The sequence below is a fragment of the Mesorhizobium sp. M4B.F.Ca.ET.203.01.1.1 genome, assembly GCF_004791025.1.
GTDB classification, from domain to species: domain Bacteria; phylum Pseudomonadota; class Alphaproteobacteria; order Rhizobiales; family Rhizobiaceae; genus Mesorhizobium; species Mesorhizobium abyssinicae.
The window spans coordinates 204,150-217,690 of sequence record NZ_SRUO01000004.1; the positions used below are offsets into that span (position 1 = coordinate 204,150).

Consider the following 13,541-nt stretch of genomic DNA (forward strand, 5'->3'; position numbering starts at 1 on the left):
GAACGGAGACGCCGATGGCCAGGATCGTCTATTCCATGCTGACGTCGCTGGATGGCTGCATAGAAGGGCCGGACGGAAATATCGGCTTGCCGGTGCCGGAAGGCGAGCTGCACCGGCATTTCAACGACGAGATGAGACGTACTTCGACCGTTCTCTGCGGCCGCAGGATGTATGACGCGATGCGCTTCTGGGACAGTCCGGAGCGAGAGACCGCCGACGACGAGGTCGAGCGCGACTTTGCCCACGCCTGGCGGGAGACGCCGAAAATCGTGTTCTCGACGACGCTCGGCGAAGTCGGCCTCAACGCCCGGCTGATGCGCGGCGACGCCGAGGCCGTTGCAAGGTCGCTCAAGGCGGAGACGGGCGGCGAAATCAGCGTCGGCGGCGCCGATCTTGCCGCTCATCTGGCGCGCGCTGGCCTGATCGACGAATACCGGCTCTACATGCATCCGGTCGTGCTTGGCGGCGGCAAGCCGTACTTCCAGGTCGGGCTGTCGCTGGGGCTGGAGCCGCTCGGGACGGAAAGCCTGTCCCAGGGCGTGACGCTGCTGCGCTACGCGCCCATCAACCTCGCACCGGGCAAGGGAAGCGGCTACAAGTGAATCATCGATCTCCCGCCGACAGGCTCGCTCATGACTGACCCAGTCATCGAATGGCTCCTCGCTTCCGATCCGTCGATCCGCTGGCAGGTGATGCGCGACCTGCAGGACGCGCCGGAGCCGGTATGGATGGCGGAACGCGCCAAGGTGGAGAGCGAGGGCTGGGGCGCCCGGCTGCTTGCCTGCCAGGATGAGGACGGGCAATGGGCTGGCGGCGCCTTTGTGCCTGCCGGCTTCACCCCCGAAGAGTGGCGCGAGCACGGCCAGCCGTGGACGGCGACGTGCTTTTCGCTGTCGCAGTTGCGCGAGTTCGGCCTCGATCCCGCCTCGGACCGGGCCAGGCGCGCCGTCGATCTGGTCGGCGCCAATTCACGCTGGGACGAAGGCGGCCAGCCCTATTGGCAGGGCGAGGTCGAGGAGTGCATCAACGGCCGTACCGTTGCCGACGGCGCCTATTTCGGCGTCGACGTCTCCGCCATCGTCGAGAGGCTGGTCGGCGAGCGCCTCGACGACGGCGGCTGGAACTGCGAGCGGGCGAACGGCTCGCTCCGCTCCTCCTTCGCCAGCACGATCAATGTGCTGGAGGGCCTTCTGGAATTCGAGCGCGTCACGGGCGGCACGGACCAGTCGCGGCAGGCGCGACGGTCGGGCGAGGAATTCCTGCTCGAGCGCAAGCTGTTTCGCCGCCTCGCCACGGGCGAGCCGGCCGACGAACGGTTCCTGCGCTTCCTGCACCCGAACCGCTGGCGCTACGACATCTTGCGCGCGCTCGACCATTTCCGCTCCGCCGCGATACATGCCGGCACCGATCCCGATCCGCGGCTTGGCGAGGCCATCGGCCACCTTCGTTCGAGACGCCTGGACGACGGCACATGGCCCCTCGACTGGAGCCTGCCGGGGCGGGTGTGGTTCGAGGTCGACGAGGGCGAAGGCCAGCCCTCGCGGTGGGTAACGCTCAGGGCGATGCGGGTGCTGAAATGGTGGGAGCAGTAGCGCGGGTGGAAAGCGCCGCCAGCCTGCGCTTGCGGACCGGGGCGCCGGTACACGTTGGTCCTAGGCCCTAGGTCGCTATTGCCCAAGTATTAGCATGAGCGCATGTTCAAGCAGCCGGCGAGGTCGCAGAAGCCGGTCAGGCCCGGCGGCCAACCCATACATCACCCCCCCTCGGCGGCCGGGCCACCTAACTTCCCGAAAGTGATATGAGGTACGATCCAGGTCGCGGGAGAGTTGCGGCGGCGGAGGGATTGGCGGCGCAAATCTTCTGGCGCCGGGGGGCCAGCCGGGGGCGCGAAAGATCGATGCGGAGGCAACAAGTGCCTCAGCGCTTCGTCGAAGCAAAAGCCTTTGGCTCAGGGAGCCTTGGAAACGGTGGTCGCGGCGAGCGCCCCGAGCTTGCCCGCCTTGAGCAGTACCGGCCTGGCGTAGGTCTTCTTCACGGAATCTCTCCTTCAGCAGATGCCAAACTTTCTGCTGCTTCGCCGCTTCTGTCAACGCGGCGGGGTTTGCACGGCCGGCTCTGGCGCTTTGCCGAGAAATGCGCGAACAATTCCCTCCCTGTGAGACGGCTGGCTGCATCATGTGCAACCTCTACAACATCACCACCAGCCAGGAGGCGATCCGCCAGTGGACGCGCGCCCTGCGCGACGCCATCGGCAACCTTGAACCCTCGATCGACATCTATCCCAACCAGTTCGCCCCGGTGGTGCGCAACGCGGCGGACGGGGCGCGCCAACTTGCCAATCTGCGCTGGGGCATGCCGACGCCACCGGAGCGCATGCGCGGCAATGCGGACCCCGGCACCACCAACATCCGCAACCCGCAATACGCCCACTGGATGCCTTACCTCGGCGTCGAGAACCGATGCGTGGTGCCGGTGACGAGTTTCGCCGAGCCCTCGCCCCAGCCTGGCGACAAGGACCCCGAGACCGGGGTGCAGAAGAACTTCTGGTTTGCGCGCGGCGAGGAACGCCCGCTGTTCTTCTTCGCCGGCCTGTGGACGCCTTGGCACGGCGTGCGCAAGGTCAAGGAAGGTCCGGGCGACCATCAGCTCTACGGCTTCCTGACCACCAAGCCGAATGCGCTGATCGCGCCGATCCACGAGAAGGCGATGCCGGTGATCCTGACCACGCCGGAGGAGACCGAGACGTGGCTGACCGCGCCATGGCCGGAAGCGCGGAAGCTGCAGCGCCCGGCGCCGGACGACGCGCTGGTGATCGTCGACAAGCCGGCGACGCAGATCAAGTTTCCGGCGGAGCCACCGGCGCAGGGATCGTTGTTCTAAAAACCAAAGCTGGCAATGGCCGCCCGCCTTCTTATTGCTCATCCCGCCACACGACACGCCGCACCGTCCTTATTTCGGCAAGTCGCCTCACCCGGATGCCCTGCCTTTCCAGGGCCGACGGGCTTTGCGTCTCGGCATGCATGAATTCGTTCTTGCCGCAGCGCTCGCAGCGCATCTTGCTGCCCACGAGGCCAGGTTCAATGTCGCCGAAAATCGTCATGAGGTCGTCGGGCTGATACCAGCGCTTGACGTTGCACAACCCGCAGCGGACGAGCACGAGCTGCCCAATCTCATGGGCGTTGCTGAGCCGCCGTCCGCCGCCGCGCTTTCGTCTTCCGTCAGTATCAGGCATGCCTAATAATAGGAACGCATTCCTCTTCCGGTCAATTCGCCCTTGACAATTTTGTACCCTTTTTGTTCACTTCGCACACGATATACGAGGAGGTGTCGGGATGGACCGGATCGTGAGGCTGGACAGCCGCCAGGAAGCGGCGCTTCAGGCCGTAGCCCACAAGTTCATTGCGCTCCACAAGGGCGATGCGGTGAAGGCGCTGAAGGAGATGATCGTACTCAATGGGCATCTACAGGAGCGCCTCGATGGGCTGCAGGTTTCAAGGAGGCGGCAATGAGCATCTTGCATCTCGACGCCGAAGCGCAGGCTGAATTGCAGGCCGAGGCCGAGAAGCTGATCGCCCGCTACGCGAGCCCGCTAGAGACGGTGAAAGCGCTGATGGCCTACAATTGCGAATTGGAGACACAAATCCTCGCGCTCGCTCACCGCCACCCGGAACTGGTGACGGTGAGCTATGATGATACACCGGCGGTGATCGGCTAAGCCCCGTTGGCGCGACGACGCGGTTGCGCGCGCCGTCGCGTCGGCGGATGCCTGGCCGTCATGCCGCCCGCAGACCCTCCTTCGGACGCAGGTTCTGGTTCATGCGGAACAGGTTCTGCGGGTCGTAGCGCTGCTTGATCTCCAGCAGCCGGCGATAGTTGCCGCCATAGGCAGCTTCGACCCGGTCGATCTCGTCCTCCGGCATGAAGTTCACATAGGCCGTACCGACGGCATAGGGCCTTGTCGCCTCGTAGACACCGCGGGCCCAGTCGATGCAGGCCTTGTCCATTGCCGGTTCGCGCCAGCGGGCGTGGACGTTCATGACGAAATGCGAGCTGCGCTGCGGGAACGCCGTGGCGTCCGCCGCCACACGACCGGCCGCGCCACCGATATGGGCGAAGAACACCTCGCATTCGGGGCCTGGCAGCTTGGCTATCGCCGCCGTGGTGATCTCGATCGCGCTGTCGGAAAGCTCGGTGAAGTCATGGCTCTTCCAGTAATTGCGGGCGCCGGGCGCAAGCAGCGGGTCGAAGGCCTGCTGCCAGCCGGTGAGCGGATTGGGCCCGACGACATCGGCGATCGGCGAGCCGATGGCGCGCAGCTTCCGCGTCGCCTTTTCGCCGGCCTCGATGTCGCCGCAATAGCACATGGCCAGCACCAGCACCTCCTTGCCGTGCCATTCGGCCGGCAGGAAGGGCAGCGGCGGCGCCTGCCGCATGACGACCCAGCAGGTCAGTTCGTCGGGCGCGGTCTCCAGTGCCTCGCGATATTCGCGCAGCACTTTCTGGGCATCGGCGAAGGGATGGACGACGAGGCCCGACAGCACTTGCGGTCCGAATTGGTGAAGTTGGAACTCGAACGCCGTGACGATGCCGAAATTGCCGCCGCCGCCGCGCAGCGCCCAGAACAGCTCGGGATTTTCGCTCTGGCTGGCGCGCAGCAGCTTGCCGTCGGCGGTGACCACATCGGCGGAGACGAGATTGTCGATGGTCAGCCCGAATTTGCGGGTGGTCCAGCCAAAGCCGCCGCCCAGCGTCAGGCCGGCAATGCCTGTGGTCGAGTTGATGCCGACCGGCACCGTCAGTCCGAAGGCCTGTGTTTCCCTGTCGACATCGACGAGCGTGGCACCCGGCCCAACCCAGGCGCGGCGCGCCGCGACGTCGACTCGCACCGACTTCATCAGCGACAGATCGATCATCAGACCACCGTCGCAGACGGCGCTGCCGGCGATGTTGTGGCCGCCGCCACGCACGGAGACGAGGAGCTTGTTCTCGCGGGCGAAGTTCACGGCGGCAACGACATCGGAGGCGCCGACGCAGCACACGATCAGCGCCGGCCGCCGGTCGATCATGCTGTTCCAGATGCCGCGGGCGTCCTCGTAGGCGTCGTCGCCGTCCCGCAGCACCGTGCCGCGTATCCGTGCAGAAAGGGCTTCGAGGGCCGCAGCGTCGACGGTCGCCTTAGCGCCGTCAAGGGTGGTGAAGCTCATGGCATTCATGCTTTCCTCCCGATCTTGTTGGTGAGCCCCCCAGAATTTTAGTGTGCGCTTATGTTGGATTTCTCGCAAGTTTTCGTCGGCAACGAGCTTGCGCGGCAGAGCAATAATTCGAGCTAGATGAAGCCGGATAGCTCACGACCCGGCGACGCATCCCCTGTCCCACAGAACAAAGGATGCCAGGATTGAGCCAGCCGGCTCCTGTGACGCCGCCTCTTACGCTTTCTCGCGCTTCAGCGCCTGCGCCATGCAGTGGATGCCGCCGCCAGTCTTGGAGATCTCGCTCATGTCGATCGCCGCGACCTCGAAGCCGCGCGCCCTCAACTGGCCGATCAGCGTCTGGCTCGACGTCGGCGCGATCACCCTGTCCTTGCCGAGCGACATGAAGTTGCAGCCGAGCGCCATCGTGTCCTGGAAGGGCACGTCGATGATCTCGTGGCCCTTGCCCTTCAGCCAATCGACGATGCCGGGTTCGGTGCAGGCGAGGCACACCGCGGTGAGCTTTTCGGCGATCGGCACGACCATCAGGTCGATGTGGACATAGTACTCGTCGATGAAGGCAATGCGCGTCTCCCAGCCCTCCTTATCGAACCAGGCTTGCACCTGGCGCGCGCCCTCCTCCTGGGTGCGGGCGCCGCCGCAGCCGATCAGCACCACGCCGTCCTCGATGACGTTGAAGTCGCCGCCTTCGAAAGTGCCGGCGGTGACCATGTCGTAGATAGGGATGCCGAGCTTTTCATAGGTGCGGATCGCGGCGTAGTTCTCGCCGCGCCGCCACCAGTTGGCCATGGCGGTGATGAAGGCGCCGTAGGGAGTCATGACGCTGGAGTCGCGCGAATAGACCTGCATCGGCAGTTCCGGCGTCGGCTCGTGCCAGTGGATGTTGACGCCGAAATGCTCGTAGGCGGCGACCAGGTCCTTGTGCTGCGCCTGCGCGATCTGGACGTTGCAGGGCGCCTCGCGCAGATGTTTTCTGGACAGCGAGCTGGTCGACAGATGGCGCAGGAAGTTCGGCGAGCCGAGCAAGACGTCGGTCAGCACATCGGTCTCGTTGGCGAAGCCCCAGGCGGTCAGCGGCTTGGTGCCGCCGTTGGGGTTGCGGCGCTGCAGCGAGAACGGCTCGGCGACGATGCGGTCATGGACGGTCATGGTTGTTCTCCTCGAGGTGGTCTGCTTGAGATCATTGGCTGCTTGGTATCCACCAGTCGCGCCCACGCGCGGTGGTGACATATTCCGGCCAGCGGAAATTGATCGGCGGCTCGTAGTCGCAGAGCGGCGCGATCCAATTCGCGCCGCCGATGCCACCGCCGGTGCGGGCAACGAACTCGTCCATGGCGGCATCGCGCGCGGCCTTGTCCTCGAGCAGGCGCAGCGCCGTCAGCGCGACGGTCTTGGAAGCACAGGTCACCATCGGGTCGATCGTCGCGGCAATGCCGCCCAGCGCGTTCATCACCCAGCCTGGCCAGGCATGGCCGATTGCCGAGCGCAGCGCCGGGCGCGCGACATAGAAACGCGCCGTCGGCGTATGCCAGCTCATGTCGGTGTAATCGTCGGAGGTCGAGTTGACCTGCGAAGGCGGCAGATCGCGACGCAGGATCGCCTCGGCCTCCCGTGGCGAAATCAGCCGCTCCAGCTCGTCGATGAAAGGGTTTTCGGTCGCGACGCCGCCGGCATTGACCTGGATTTCCCGAGCGACGGCTCTCGCTTCTTCGTCCCAGCGCGGCGGACCGACCGTCGAAAGCGCCGCGTAGGTGATCTCGGCTATGGCATGGTTGGCGAGGCCTGGCCGCGACTTCGACACCCAATGGCGCTCGTGGCGACAGCCGCTCATCGTCGCCGCCGCTTCCGCGTTGCGGTCGAATACGGCGGTGACCTGCTCGGCCATGGCAATGGTCGGCACGCGGATCATGTACTGGATCTCGGCCAGTCCGGCCGGCAGATTGTCGGCGGTCGCCTGGCCGGCCGTCAGGATCGCCTCGCTGATCGACCAGCCGCCCTGGTGCGGCAGCATGGAATCACGCAGCGCCTTGGAAGCCATGTACATCAGCATCAGCGCGTCGTTGGCGCCCGGCGCCCTCACCGCCGAATGCGCCTGCGGGATGGGAGCGCCATCGCCTGCGCGAACCCAATTTTCCGGCTCGTCGCAGATGAAGCGATAGATCATCGCGTAGGCGGCGCCGCAATGGGTGTCCCAGCGCGCGGTGTTGCAGAGCGGCAGCATGTAGAAAGGATGGAAGGAGATCATGCCGGCAAGGCCGTCATAGTAGCCCTTGGCGGCATGGATCGGCTTCGAGCCCCTCACCTTCTCGGCCGGCTCGCCGGTGAAGCGCAAAGTGCCTGGAATGCCGTGGCGTTGCATCGCCGCCTTGGTGGCGAGCAGGCCGCCTAGGCTGGCGATGCCGAGCCCCGAATGCGGATCGGTGTGGCCGCCGGCCTCGACACCGAGGCCTGGGCGCGGTCGCTTCACCGGCTCCGCATCCTGGCAGTTGCCGGGCACGGCGTCGTACTCGGCATACATGCCGACGGTTGGGCCGGCGCCGTTGGTCCAGTGGGCGCAAAAGGCGGTCGGCATGCCGCCCGAGCCTTCCTCGACCGAAAAGCCTTCGCGCTTCAGGCGTTCGACATACCAGGCGGCCGACTGGTACTCGCGCCAGGCGGTCTCGCCGAAGTCGAAGATGGTGCGCGTCCATGCCGACAGTGACGGCTGGATGTCGTCGAGGCAGGCAAGCGCGGTCGCTTGCGCCGATGTCGTCGCCGGTTGCTCCATGGTGAGAAGAAAGCAGTGAAGCGGCTTTTCAAAAAGTGATATGTTTTCCCGGCTCGTGCAAATTCGGTTCACCTGAGGTCCCTTGCGCATACCTTCCACACAAGCCCTGCGTGCCCTCGACAGCTTCGCCCGTCACGGCAGCGTGTGGCGCGCCGCCGACGAACTGCACCTCACCCGCAGCGCCGTCTCGCACCAGCTCCGCCTGCTCGAACGCGACCTCGGCTTCGACCTTTTGGAGCGCATCGGCAAGGGAGTGGCGCTCACTCCGCGCGGCCAGCGCTACGCCAGCGACGTGCGCAAGGCGCTGACCGTTCTCGGCGACGCTGTGGGGCGCAACGCCGGCACCGGCGTCGGCGGCTCGTTCGCCGTCTCCTGCACGCCGGGCTTCGCCTCGCTGTTCCTCTGCACCCATATCGGCGAGTTCCGGCAGATGTACCCGGATGTCGCGCTGCACATCCTGACGCCGAGGCGGCTCGACGACGTCAGCAATCCCGACGCCGATGCCTTCATCGCCTTCGGTGTCGGCAACTGGCCGAACCGCGCGGCCGAGCTCCTGTGCGAGATCTCGTTCACGCCGCTCTGCAGCCCGACGCTGCTCAACAAGGTCGGCGGTTTTTCCAAGCCCGCCGACGTGCTGCGCGCCAACCTCCTGCATCTCGGCGATACCGAGGACTGGGCGCGCTGGCTGGCGCTGTCCAAGGTGGAGAACCCCGACACCGAAGGCGGCATCTTCTTTTCCGACATGAACCTCGTCTTCTCGGCGGCGATCGCCGGCCAGGGCATAGCCATGGGTGACGAATTGACCAGCCGCAAGGCGCTGAACGAGGGCCGGCTGGTGCGCCCTTTCGACATCGCGATCAAATCGCCGCGGTCGTATTTCCTGGTGTCGGAGCACGCCAAGGCCAACCATCCGGTGCTGCAGGCGTTCGGCGGATGGCTGCGATCGAAGCTGTCGGAGAACCGGGTCGGGCCGTATTGAGGCGGAGCGCCATTTCCGCCTAGTCGGCCCAGACGTGAATCAAATTTGCCGATCAGACGAAAACTATTCGATTGCGGTGAACGCGCGCCGTGCCTACGATTTCAACCGAGACTGAGGAAGAGGCAGGAATGCAGCAACCCGGCCGGGCAGCAGAAATCAAGGCGAACGGGATCGGCAAGAGCTTCGGCTCGTTCCGGGCGCTGGACAATCTGACGCTCGATATCGGCCGCGGCGAGTTCCTGACCCTGCTCGGGCCGTCGGGCTCCGGCAAGACCACCTTCCTGATGATCCTCGCCGGCTTCGTGCAGCCGAGCGAGGGCCGCCTGTTCAGCGACGGTGTCGACATCACTCAACGGCCGGCCGAGCAGCGCGCCGCCGGCATGGTGTTCCAGGGCTATGCGCTGTTCCCGCATATGAGCGTCGAACAGAACATCGCCTTCCCGCTCAAGGTGCGCAAGAAAACGGCCACCGAGATAAGGCAGCGCGTCGGCGAGATGGTCGAGCGCGTCGGGCTGAAGGGCCACGAGAAGAAATTGCCGGCGCAGCTTTCCGGCGGCCAGCAGCAGCGCGTGGCGCTCGCCCGCGCACTGGTGTTCGAGCCGGGCGTGCTCCTGCTCGACGAGCCGTTCTCGGCGCTGGACAAGAGCCTGCGCGGCCAGATGCAGGCCGAGATGAAGCGGCTGCACCAGGAGACCGGCACCACCTTCGTCTTCGTCACCCACGACCAGAGCGAGGCGCTGGCGCTGTCGTCGCGCGTCGCCATTTTCAACCATGGCAAGCTGTTGCAGGTCGGCGCGCCGGATGAGGTCTATGACCGGCCCGCAAACCGCTTCGTCGCCGAGTTCCTGGGCGAGATCAACATGCTGCCGGTGAAGGGCGTCAAGCCCGCCGACAATGGCGCCATCGGCCTGTGCGAAGACCGCGCGGTCAACATGCGCTGCAAGGCCGAGACGGTCAAAGGCGACGCCTTGCTGGCGATCCGACCGGAGCACATGTCGATCGCGCGCGAGGCGGCGGTGGGCGAGAACGGCATCGCGGCGACCGCGATCGCCTCCACCTATCTGGGCGCTGCGACCAGGCTTGATCTTACGACGCGCCAAGGTTCGAAAGTGACGGTGTCGGTGCCGAACGAGGTGGCCGCGGCGGCGCTAAGCAAGGGCAATTCCGTCTGGCTGACCTGGCCGGCCGAAAAAGGTTTCCTCCTTCCGGACGGAGGACAATGACCGCTGCTGCGGCCTGACCTCGCCGCACCGGCTTTCCGGATCAGATCAACGACAAAACAAGGGGAACTGACATGACCGATACCAAGAAACACGCCATCGAATCCCTTGCCGCCAGGGCAAGGAGCGGCGAGATCTCGCGCCGCCAGTTCGCGCAGCTCGCCGGCCTCGTGCTGGCCGGCACGCCGCTGCTCATGCGCTCGACCGGCGCCTTCGCCGCGGCGAAGGAACTGGTGCTGGTGAACTGGGGCGGCGACGCCATCACCGCCTATGACGCCGCCTATGGCCAGGCCTTCACCAAGGACACCGGCATCACCGTCAAGATGGACGGCTCGGGCCCGACCGAAGGCGCGATCGCGGCGCAGTTCAAGAGCGGCGCGCCGACCTGGGACCTCGTCGACGTCGATCCGTTCTCGGCGATCACGCTGGGCGCGCAAGGCATGCTGGAGCCGATCGACTACGCGGTCGTCGACAAGAAGAAGATGCGCGAGGGCTTCGGCTGGGAATACGCCGCCTCGACCTATTTCTTCTCCTATGTGATCGCCTACGATTCGGAGAAATACGGCAGCGAGGCGCCGACCGGCATGGCCGATTTCTTCGACGTGAAGAAATTCCCCGGCAAGCGCTCGCTCTACAAATGGGGCGTGTCGAGCTGGGAGGCAGCGCTTCTCGCCGACGGCATCGCACCCGCCTCGCTCTACCCGCTCGATTTGAAGCGTGCGCATGACAAGATCGCCGCCTTCAAGGAGAATGTCGTCGCCTATTGGGGTGGCGGCGCCGAAAGCCAGAGCGTGCTGCTCAACGGCGAGGCCTCGATGGCGATCGTGTGGTCGACGCGCGCCTCGCTAATCGAGCAGGACTCCGGTGGCAAGATCAAATTCATCTGGGACCAGGGCCTGATCTCGCCCGGCGCGCTGGCCGTGCTCAAGAACAACCCCGGCGGCAAGGACGCGGCGATGAAGTTCATCGCCAGCGCGCAGGATCCGCAAAAGCAGTTGGTCATGTTCGACAAGCTCGGACAGGGCCCGGCCAATCCGGCCGCCGACGCGCTGATCCCCGCCGACAAGAAGCGCATCAACCCGGTCGATCCCGAGAACATGAAGAAGCAGATCGCGCTCGATATGGAGTGGTACGCCAAGAATTACGGGCCGGCGCTCGACGAATACACCAAGATCATCTCCGCCTGAGCGGGCGCGGATTTTCTGGCTGACATGAGAGGCACCCTCTCCGACAGGACGGGCGCGGCGCTGTTGATGGCGCCGCTGCTCCTGTTCCTGATCCTTGCCTATGCCTGGCCGTTTCTCGGCGTGGTGAAGTGGAGCTTCACTCTGCCTACGCCGGGGCTCGGCCAATATGGCGCGCTCGCGACCGATCCGCTGGTGCAGTCGGTGTTTGTCCGCACGCTGCGCATCGCGCTCATCGTCACGCTGGTGTCGGTCACCGCCGCCTATGCCATCACCGTGGTGTGGGTGCGCGGCAGTCCGGCGCAGCGCGTGCTCGCCGAATTCTGCATCCTGGTGCCGTTCTGGATCTCGGTGCTGACGCGCGCCTTCGGCTGGGTGGCGCTGCTCTCCAACCGCGGCCTGATCAACACCTGGCTGCAGTCGGTGGGCTTCATTTCCGAGCCGCTCACGCTGGTGCGCAACGAATTCGGCGTCATTGTCGGCATGACGCATTTCCTCATCCCCTTCGCGGTGTTTCCGCTGGCGTCCGCCATGCGCAGCCTCGACGAGCGCGTGCTGCTCGCGGCGCGCGGGCTGGGCTCCAGCCGCATGCGTACCTTCTGGACGGTGTTCGTGCCGATGACGCGCTCCGGCATCATCGGCTCGGCGATCATCGTCTTCGTCTTCTCGCTGGGCTTCTTCGTCACGCCGGCGATCCTCGGCGGCGGCCGCAGCGTGATGATCGCCGAGCTGATTTATCTGCGCATCTTCCAGAGCCCGGACTGGGGACTGGGCGCGGCGATCAGCGTCGTGCTGGTGCTGTTCGTCGGCGCGCTGATGGCGCTCCTGTTCCGCTACGTCAAACCGAAGCAGCTGGTGTAGCGATGCCGACCTATCGTCCCGGTCCCGTCTCGCTCATCCTCGCCGTGCTGGTGGCGCTGTTCCTGCTGCTGCCGCTGCTTGCCGTCATCCCGGTGTCGCTGACGCCGAGCCGGATGCTGGCAATGCCGTCGGGCGAGCTGTCGCTGCGCCACTACCGATCGCTCTACGAGGATCCGCGCTGGATCGACGCCATCCTGCTGTCGATCCGGATCGGCGTGGTCAGCAGCGCCATCTCGACCGTGCTGGCGCTCTGTTTCAGCCTTGGGGTGTGGATGTTCCAGCCGCGCTTCACAGCCGCACTCGTCGGCTTCGTGCTGTTGCCGATGGTGGTGCCGCCGGTGGTGTCGGCGATCACGCTCTACTTCCTGCTGACCTCGATCTCGGGGGCGAGCTCGTTCTTCGGCTACGACACCTGGCTCGGCGTCGCGATGGCGCATTCGGTGATGACGGTGCCCTTCGCGACGGTGCTGATTCTGGTCTCGCTCAGCCAGCTCGACCGCCGCATCGACCTCGCCGCGCGCGGCCTCGGCGCCAGCGTGTGGGAGCGCGCGACGCGTATCATCATGCCCAACATCAAGTTCGGCATCGTCACCGCCGCGCTGCTCTCCTTCGTGCTGTCCTGGGAGGAGATCGGCGTGACGCTGTTCATCACCTCGGTCAACGCGATCACGCTGCCTCGCCTGATGTGGATGGGACTGCGCGACAACATCGATCCGGCGATCGCCGCGCTCTCGGTGATCCTGATCATCATCACCGTGCTGGTGCTTGCGGTGAGGAGCGTGGTGACCAGGCGCGCAGCGCCGTAGAGCGATTCACCGCTTCACGGAAACAGGGCAAAAGGCAGACACGACATCGGCACCGGCCTGGAAGGCCGGTGCCCTGTCACGGGATCGACAGGCTGCCGGGCGCGGCGGGAGCGCCAGGCGTGCCTATTCAGGCCGCCTGCGGCCGGCGCTGCCTTTCGGCCACGTACTGCCGGTGCTGGCCGGCGAGCGGTCGCTCGGTCGCCAGCAGGCCATCCAACAAGGCGAGCAGCTCGCGCGCCGCGGCCGACTTGCAGGAGTAATAGACCATCTGCCGGTCGCGGCGGGTTTCGACCAGGCCAAACCTGCGCAGCTTAGCAAGATGCTGCGACAGGGCAGACTGGCTGAGGTCGACCTTCTCGGCGAGAGTGCCGACCGAGAGTTCGCCCGCAGCCAGATAGTTCATGATCATAAGCCGCTTCCCGTTGCCCATCACGGTCAGAAATGCGGCCGCGGTTTCGGCGTTGGAAGTGAGTTCCTTCGAGACCATCGATTTCCCCATACTTCGTGCTCTTCC

15 protein-coding genes are annotated in these 13,541 nt (G+C 65.5%); 10 read left to right on the forward strand and 5 right to left on the reverse strand.

From position 1 onward, the window contains the following. Window positions 1–14 precede the first annotated feature (14 nt). The 3 genes from EN846_RS10830 to EN846_RS10840 all read left to right on the forward strand — a co-directional run bounded on the left by EN846_RS10830 (window position 15) and on the right by EN846_RS10840 (window position 2,880). Window positions 15–602: a dihydrofolate reductase family protein gene (locus EN846_RS10830; protein WP_128346849.1), complete on the forward strand. Its 588-nt coding sequence runs from the start codon at window positions 15–17 to the stop codon at window positions 600–602. A 30-nt stretch (window positions 603–632) separates the two neighbouring features. Next, complete coding sequence (locus tag EN846_RS10835; RefSeq protein ID WP_135858032.1) at window positions 633–1,592, forward strand: squalene cyclase; 960 nt, start codon at window positions 633–635, stop codon at window positions 1,590–1,592. Between the two features lie 583 nt (window positions 1,593–2,175). Beyond that, window positions 2,176–2,880: an SOS response-associated peptidase gene (locus tag EN846_RS10840; protein WP_135913836.1), complete on the forward strand. Its 705-nt coding sequence runs from the start codon at window positions 2,176–2,178 to the stop codon at window positions 2,878–2,880. A gap of 31 nt (window positions 2,881–2,911) precedes the next feature. On the opposite strand, the gene EN846_RS10845 is transcribed toward EN846_RS10840, so the two are convergent. Next, entirely contained in the window at window positions 2,912–3,232 is a 321-nt protein-coding gene (locus tag EN846_RS10845) for a hypothetical protein (protein WP_127393057.1), read from the reverse strand. 100 nt (window positions 3,233–3,332) lie between these two features. Here EN846_RS10845 and EN846_RS10850 point away from each other — a divergent pair, with 100 nt between their 5' ends. After that, the gene (locus EN846_RS10850; protein WP_127393058.1) at window positions 3,333–3,509 is read left to right on the forward strand and encodes a hypothetical protein; all 177 of its coding nucleotides are present in this window, start codon (window positions 3,333–3,335) and stop codon (window positions 3,507–3,509) included. Next, window positions 3,506–3,715 (forward strand): hypothetical protein, encoded by a 210-nt coding sequence (locus EN846_RS10855; protein WP_127286627.1) that lies wholly within the window; start codon window positions 3,506–3,508, stop codon window positions 3,713–3,715. The genes EN846_RS10850 and EN846_RS10855 overlap by 4 nt, the downstream gene beginning before the upstream one ends. A 58-nt stretch (window positions 3,716–3,773) precedes the next feature. On the opposite strand, the gene EN846_RS10860 is transcribed toward EN846_RS10855, so the two are convergent. The 3 genes from EN846_RS10860 to EN846_RS10870 all read right to left on the reverse strand — a co-directional run bounded on the left by EN846_RS10860 (window position 3,774) and on the right by EN846_RS10870 (window position 7,977). After that, window positions 3,774–5,213: an FAD-binding oxidoreductase gene (locus EN846_RS10860; protein WP_127393059.1), complete on the reverse strand. Its 1,440-nt coding sequence runs from the start codon at window positions 5,211–5,213 to the stop codon at window positions 3,774–3,776. 213 nt (window positions 5,214–5,426) lie between these two features. Next, entirely contained in the window at window positions 5,427–6,359 is a 933-nt protein-coding gene (locus tag EN846_RS10865) for a dimethylarginine dimethylaminohydrolase family protein (protein WP_127311353.1), read from the reverse strand. 31 nt (window positions 6,360–6,390) lie between these two features. Beyond that, complete coding sequence (locus tag EN846_RS10870; RefSeq protein WP_127393060.1) at window positions 6,391–7,977, reverse strand: amidohydrolase; 1,587 nt, start codon at window positions 7,975–7,977, stop codon at window positions 6,391–6,393. An 82-nt stretch (window positions 7,978–8,059) separates the two neighbouring features. Here EN846_RS10870 and EN846_RS10875 point away from each other — a divergent pair, with 82 nt between their 5' ends. From EN846_RS10875 to EN846_RS10895, 5 genes are all read left to right on the forward strand, one after another. After that, window positions 8,060–8,956 carry a LysR substrate-binding domain-containing protein gene (locus EN846_RS10875; RefSeq protein WP_126055475.1) on the forward strand — a complete coding sequence of 299 codons (897 nt, stop codon included), beginning with the start codon at window positions 8,060–8,062 and terminating at the stop codon, window positions 8,954–8,956. Window positions 8,957–9,084: 128 nt separating this feature from the next. Further along, a complete protein-coding gene (locus tag EN846_RS10880; RefSeq protein WP_127311732.1) occupies window positions 9,085–10,179 on the forward strand; it encodes an ABC transporter ATP-binding protein in 1,095 nt (364 codons plus the stop codon). A 71-nt stretch (window positions 10,180–10,250) separates the two neighbouring features. After that, window positions 10,251–11,363 (forward strand): ABC transporter substrate-binding protein, encoded by a 1,113-nt coding sequence (locus tag EN846_RS10885; protein ID WP_127311731.1) that lies wholly within the window; start codon window positions 10,251–10,253, stop codon window positions 11,361–11,363. A 24-nt stretch (window positions 11,364–11,387) separates the two neighbouring features. Next, complete coding sequence (locus EN846_RS10890; RefSeq protein ID WP_128346405.1) at window positions 11,388–12,221, forward strand: ABC transporter permease; 834 nt, start codon at window positions 11,388–11,390, stop codon at window positions 12,219–12,221. Between the two features lie 2 nt (window positions 12,222–12,223). Next, entirely contained in the window at window positions 12,224–13,027 is an 804-nt protein-coding gene (locus EN846_RS10895) for an ABC transporter permease (protein ID WP_127393267.1), read from the forward strand. Window positions 13,028–13,154: 127 nt separating this feature from the next. On the opposite strand, the gene EN846_RS10900 is transcribed toward EN846_RS10895, so the two are convergent. Next, the gene (locus EN846_RS10900; RefSeq protein WP_127287233.1) at window positions 13,155–13,514 is read right to left on the reverse strand and encodes a metalloregulator ArsR/SmtB family transcription factor; all 360 of its coding nucleotides are present in this window, start codon (window positions 13,512–13,514) and stop codon (window positions 13,155–13,157) included. Window positions 13,515–13,541: the final 27 nt, after the last annotated feature.

Coding starts and splice junctions, on each gene's coding strand:
- EN846_RS10830 (WP_128346849.1), top strand. CDS start 15: ATGGCCAGGATCGTCTATTCCATGCTGACGTCGCTGGATGGCTGCATA.
- EN846_RS10835 (WP_135858032.1), top strand. CDS start 633: ATGACTGACCCAGTCATCGAATGGCTCCTCGCTTCCGATCCGTCGATC.
- EN846_RS10840 (WP_135913836.1), top strand. CDS start 2,176: ATGTGCAACCTCTACAACATCACCACCAGCCAGGAGGCGATCCGCCAG.
- EN846_RS10845 (WP_127393057.1), bottom strand. CDS start 3,232: ATGCCTGATACTGACGGAAGACGAAAGCGCGGCGGCGGACGGCGGCTC.
- EN846_RS10850 (WP_127393058.1), top strand. CDS start 3,333: ATGGACCGGATCGTGAGGCTGGACAGCCGCCAGGAAGCGGCGCTTCAG.
- EN846_RS10855 (WP_127286627.1), top strand. CDS start 3,506: ATGAGCATCTTGCATCTCGACGCCGAAGCGCAGGCTGAATTGCAGGCC.
- EN846_RS10860 (WP_127393059.1), bottom strand. CDS start 5,213: ATGAATGCCATGAGCTTCACCACCCTTGACGGCGCTAAGGCGACCGTC.
- EN846_RS10865 (WP_127311353.1), bottom strand. CDS start 6,359: ATGACCGTCCATGACCGCATCGTCGCCGAGCCGTTCTCGCTGCAGCGC.
- EN846_RS10870 (WP_127393060.1), bottom strand. CDS start 7,977: ATGGAGCAACCGGCGACGACATCGGCGCAAGCGACCGCGCTTGCCTGC.
- EN846_RS10880 (WP_127311732.1), top strand. CDS start 9,085: ATGCAGCAACCCGGCCGGGCAGCAGAAATCAAGGCGAACGGGATCGGC.
- EN846_RS10885 (WP_127311731.1), top strand. CDS start 10,251: ATGACCGATACCAAGAAACACGCCATCGAATCCCTTGCCGCCAGGGCA.
- EN846_RS10890 (WP_128346405.1), top strand. CDS start 11,388: ATGAGAGGCACCCTCTCCGACAGGACGGGCGCGGCGCTGTTGATGGCG.
- EN846_RS10895 (WP_127393267.1), top strand. CDS start 12,224: ATGCCGACCTATCGTCCCGGTCCCGTCTCGCTCATCCTCGCCGTGCTG.
- EN846_RS10900 (WP_127287233.1), bottom strand. CDS start 13,514: ATGGTCTCGAAGGAACTCACTTCCAACGCCGAAACCGCGGCCGCATTT.